This window comes from Verrucomicrobiia bacterium (assembly GCA_019634635.1).
In the GTDB taxonomy this organism is placed as follows: domain Bacteria; phylum Verrucomicrobiota; class Verrucomicrobiia; order Limisphaerales; family UBA9464; genus UBA9464.
Window position 1 is genome coordinate 1 of sequence record JAHCBB010000070.1, and the last position, 5,290, is coordinate 5,290.

Below are 5,290 nucleotides of genomic sequence, written 5' to 3' on the forward strand. Positions count from 1 at the left end.
ACAGGCCCGGTCCCGGTTCCGCATCTCCCCCCTCCCGGAAGAAATCTGTGCGGACGCAGGCCAACCAGCCGCACCGCCAATCTCCTGCTATCACCCAAAGGGTGGCCACACTCCGCATTTCCAGATTCCGTGCCCCCAGGGAACGCGCGAGTTCCTCCAGACCGCTGTTCCGTGGTGATGCTCTGACCAAGGATCTCACCAACTCCGTTGCTCCCCACGCCAGACGCCACACGATCGAACACTCGGCCAACAATCGGCCTGTCCCTTTGCGGATTCTCTATCGACCTGTCCCTTTGCGGATTCTCGCAACCCACCCGGCTCGAGTTCCACCTGCCTCCGCGGCGTTTCCTGCGCATCAGCCGCTCGGTGATCGCCAACGGCGCCCGGGCCCGGAGCTCAACCCGATTGTCAGTCGGCCTCGGGCGCGGCATGCCTCGAGTGAGAACGCCCCCCTTGGTGCGAGGAGCACAACGTCTGCGCGGCAATGGCCCCGGTGAAGTCCGTCACAGTCCCGACCCTCCGTCGGCCATGCTCCGTTCGAGGTGGGCGAGCGCCTCGTCCAAGGCGGGCAGGCGCTTCGCCATCCGCACTTCAATCCCCAAGGCACCACAGACGCCCTCCACCACCGGACGCCAACGGGGGTTTCGCAGCACCAGCATTGACGGCAGCACGGGTGCCTGCCGCAGCAACGAAACCAACGCCGCCCCGGCGGCGTCACCCGGATGCATCGCACCCGAGCTGGCCTTCCCGCCGATGACGATGCCGTTCACGGACTCCACCAGCAGGGCAACGCGTCCGAAGCAAGGTCGGCCATTCTCGCGGAACGACGCCCCTGGCATCAGGGCCGAGTCGAACTCAACGACCAGTTGTCGTGTTCGCGGAAGGCTCCGGAGTGGATCCATTTCCGACTGCGGTGGAACATAAGGGGACAGCGGCGGATCCGGAAGCCGGATGCACTTGCGCCAGTTCAGGTCGTCCAAGGCGAGCGGACGGCCCGGCAGTGACGCCGGCAGGAACGGCAGTTCGCCGTCTGACCGCTCCTCAAACAGCGACGGGTTCGACTTCAGGAGCTTGAGAAATGCGGTCAAGCGGGGCAGGTCACGCAACAGTTGATCGGCCTCGGCCTGATCAATGTGCCACGGATGCCACCCCGGGATCGTTGATCGGAACTGCGGCCAGAGGCGTCCTTTGCCCGCAGGCTTGAGGCCGGCGGTCTTGAGCACGGCGAGGTCTTCCTTCGCCAACTCGCGCCTGGGGACGAATTCCACCTTCAGGCAGTCCATTTCCTCCAGGGCGCTGAAGTCGTGCGGGTCGAGGTCTTCGCTCAGGGCCTTCAAAAGCCATGCAATTCCTCTCCGGCGGTAGAGAACGGCGGCGAACACCTCCCCGGCGTTTCCCAGAACATGGGCGAGTCGGTAATCGCCATCGTCGGCATCCTCCAACCCCACGCAGTCCACGTCGCTGGCGAATTCCCACGGCGCGAACTTCTCCAATGGCTCCGCCAGCAGCAGGAGCGCCCTCCACGTGGACGAATCAACAATCGGTGCTGGGGCGTATTTGGGCATGGTGCGGCGTATGCCTTGGCATCGGCGAACGAAGGCGTCGCCCGATGCAGACTGTCTCTGGTTTCAAGCCCGCCAGCAACCCTCGGAATTTGTACCCCGCGCACGCTTCGCGACCTGTATCGCGACCCGAGTCGCCGGCCGTCGCACGGAAAGGGGCCACGGGCGGGAGGGGACCCGCACCGGGTGGTCCACTTCCTGGGCCGCGTATTCGGGACAGACCCGGATGTCCTCGGGCTCCAAATAAGGGATTGGAAGCCAATGGGGCGGGGAAAAGTGATTGCCGTCGAACCGGGTCCGGCCGCGTTGACCTCCCGAAGGGGGCCCCGCGGAGCAAACGGCCCAAAGCGGGCATTGTTCCGAAGACGCTGTCGAAGGAGCGTGGATTTGGTTTCGAAGCTTCGCCGGGAGAGAACTGATGGAGCCAGCTGTCGGGATTGAACCGACGACCCACGGTTTACAAATGCGCCCGCGATTTCGTGACCGTGCGGAATCCTTCGGAAACTTGCGGTTTTCGCGTTGCCGGTCCCGCACCGTTTCGCACCGTTTCGAAGGTCCGACTGTTGCGCCGTGTTAAACGGCCGTCCTGATCCGACACGCTCGGATCTTCCCCCTAACGGCCCGATGTCCCCTCGGCCAGCGGCGGGCCATAGCTCCGGTGTCCGCAGGCTTCCTCTTTGGCGCAACTACGGGCTCCAGGACGGCGACGGGGTCCACAGGTAGGCGGTCCATCCGTCCTCTGGTCAGGCCGCCATGCAGCAGCAATGGCAGACGAGCGACTTCGCCTTCCGTGGCGCCTGGGCGTCAGTCCACCGGCTCGACCCGCTCCACCCTCAGGTGCGGACAGACGAACCGGTGCATCAGGACGGTGCTCGTGGTCCGCGGCGCCAGCCATCCCCAGATTTGACGATTCCCGACGCACGGGAAGGGCCCGCCATTGCGTTTTGATTCGCGCCGAGCGTCAGGACAGCGGGCACGTCAGCCGACCCGCACCAGGCTCGGAGAAGCTTCGCCGCAGTCGAAATTTGCCAGTTGACATCGCCCGAATCGCGAGGCGGACTACTCCAAAAGGTCGCGACAGTGGAACCAAATCTCCCTTTCCCGGCGAAGCGTCAAAACCAAACTCCTACCAGCAAGGTGGCAAATACCAATAACTAATACTCCTATGTGTCGCCATTTACTGACGATCTATATATCCGCGCAGGTTCTGATTCTGGTGGCTCGTGCGGCCGAAGATACGCCAACTACATTCCACGTCGCGGGAAGGGTGATAACCCAGCAGCTATTTGCTAACAAGAACGCGGAGTTTTTCTATCGCACAAATACATCAGAATTCACCGTAGATGTAGAAGGTTGCCAATGGCTAATAGAAATCTTCCCGGAGGACAAGCAATTATTCGACTCTGCGATCATTTCATGCGATGGGAATGCTACGTACCGACTTCTAAATTACACGACTAGGCTTACGGATCGGTTCGCGGGGCATATCCCATCCTACAACAATATTGGGGATGCTTTTGTCTCGGAAGGGGTGTTAGCAAGGGATCCCTTTGTTCCAGCGGCCTCGATCGTGTGGCTTGCCTATTGCTCGTCCTGTCAGTTTGAGGCCGCCAGGGCAGGATCACAAACCAACCTTAATGTGCCATTCGCGAATTATGTGGCTGCAATGCCAGTCAGTCTCCTAGACCCCCCACTTGCAAATCGGGCGTCCTTCGATTTGAGCTTGGCTCCGCCTCATCTGCCAACGAAGGTAACGTATTATCGCAATGAGTCAGACATACCTCAACAAGTAGCAACGTACTTCCTGGACACTGCCTTCACGAACATCAGCTTTTCCGCCAGCGCTTTCACTAACGCAGGTCCTTGGAGTGTTCCGACTCGGGCGAGTTGGCTCGGCTTTAGGCCTGACCGTGATTTGGGAAGTGGCGGGCCGATTAGGCTCGCGGTTCGGATGACCTTAGAGGCGGATGAAATCCTTCCAGCGTCTACTATTCGGCAGTTCAGGCCGGGTCTAGGGTTCAAAACTGCCATTACAGATGGCCGCTTTTTTGCGTCGTCTGGCTTCGCGTTTACCTACTATATAACCAACAAGTGGCTGAGCAAGGATGAAGCGAAAGGGCTGAGGCAGTATCGCGAGGCCGAGGCCGCGTATGTGCAAGGTGAAGGGCTTGCGAAAGAACAGCTTGAGCAAAGTGATTGACTTCGACCAGTTGGAGTTGGCTGCGGTTGATCAGTTCCCAGTGAACGGTCTTGCCGGGTTCTAATCCGATGGCCGCGTCCCAGACAGCGGCGAGAACTTGGGGCCGGCCCCGCTGGGCTCGACGCCACAGTTGGAGTTGTCGTTGGAGACCCGAAAGATTTGCCGCGGGGTCGTCCGCGCGCTCTCACGGACCGGATACGCCGCGGACGGCAGTTTTGCGGAGTTTTCCGCGTTCGTCGGCCGGCCATCCGGACCGGGCGAGACCACCGGCCACGACATCAGTTTCACGGTCCGGCAGGGGCCCGCCACGGCGCTTTGATCCGCGAAGGGGTGAGGACAGCAGGGTGACTCGCCCTGCCGTTGTCCCGGGTGCGGTGTACGATGCCGGCCATGAAGCAATTCCCCTCGCCCCATCCGTTCGGGCGGCCCGGCCAGGTGTGCCTCACCCGCGCTATGCACAACCCGCAGGTCTTCCGCCTACCGGACGGCCTCGCCCCCGGGGTCCTGGTGCGGCGGTAGGCGATCACTCCGGAGTGACGAATGGCCCGCCCCCACCGCACGTCCACGGCGGCCAGCGGCGGCGTAGCACGGCAGGGGGGGCCGAAAATCGTTCTTCAGGACGTCTGGGTCTCCGCGGCGGGCAGGCCGTGTTCGACCCGGAACGCTTCTGCGGCGGATTCGGCGGCACGAAGTTCGTCCTCCCATCCGTCGGCGATGCGCGAAATTTCCGCGGAGGCACGCTCGGCATCCAGGGCCTCAGCAAGCTTGCAGCCAGCCTGAAACCATGGGGTGAACCGGTCGCCAAGAATTCCGAGGGCGGCCTCGCGGGCTGCGGCGGCCCCATCGCCATGCAATGCAGCCTTGTCCCTGCCCACCAACAGTTGATCGCGGCGCCGGCGGATGTCTTCCAGCATGGCCAGATACTCGCGGCCCAGTTCCAGGGCGGTCGCACGCTTCGCTTCCAAGGCGGCTAGCCTCTCTTGCGCCTTGGCCACGTCGGCCTCGGCCTTGGAAAAGGCTTCGGGTTTTGGAATGGCGCCAAGTTCAGCAGCCTCGCGGGCGGCAACTTCGGCGGGTGTGATTCCTAGGCACTCGTCAATGGCGGTCATTTTGCTTATTCGTTGGAATTTGCGGCAAGGTGGCGGGGAAGCGGCGACTGTCCGGATTGTTCCCGCAGCGCGGCGATGGCGCGGTCAAGCCCGCTCAGGTGTTTGGCCACGGACGGTCCCGGGGCCTTCGGGCGTACCGGCCTGGAAGCGCTTTTGGACTGTTGGGAAAATGCGGCCTCGACGCGGGCAAGTCCGGTCGGTCCAGCGGACGAAGCCCTACCCTTGTTTGCGGCGGCGCCAACCTCCTGATCGGCCGATGCCTCAGCGCGCTCCAAAAGCGGGCCAACCACGGCGGCGGCGGCCTCGCGGGCGGCGGCATCGGACGAGTCCAAATTTTCGAGGCACTTGCCCGACGGATCCGCGAGAGAAATTTCCTTGACAAGCGCTTGCAGGACGCGGAACCGGCGTGCGGCGGCCTG

4 protein-coding genes are annotated in these 5,290 nt (G+C 62.7%); 1 reads left to right on the plus strand and 3 read right to left on the minus strand.

Going from position 1 to position 5,290, the window contains the following annotated elements; translation table 11 throughout:
* Window positions 1-503 precede the first annotated feature (503 nt).
* Window positions 504-1,565, minus strand: coding sequence for a hypothetical protein (locus KF791_20810; protein ID MBX3735025.1), 1,062 nt, complete (start codon window positions 1,563-1,565; stop codon window positions 504-506).
* Window positions 1,566-2,727: 1,162 nt separating this feature from the next.
* Between KF791_20810 and KF791_20815 the strand changes: the two genes are divergently transcribed.
* Window positions 2,728-3,762, plus strand: coding sequence for a hypothetical protein (locus tag KF791_20815; protein MBX3735026.1), 1,035 nt, complete (start codon window positions 2,728-2,730; stop codon window positions 3,760-3,762).
* 614 nt (window positions 3,763-4,376) lie between these two features.
* Here the strand turns inward: KF791_20815 and KF791_20820 are convergent.
* Window positions 4,377-4,871, minus strand: a complete 495-nt coding sequence (locus KF791_20820; protein ID MBX3735027.1) for a hypothetical protein — start codon at window positions 4,869-4,871, stop codon at window positions 4,377-4,379.
* A 5-nt stretch (window positions 4,872-4,876) separates the two neighbouring features.
* Window positions 4,877-5,290: hypothetical protein (locus KF791_20825; GenBank protein MBX3735028.1), on the minus strand; the 414-nt coding region annotated here is incomplete at its 5' end.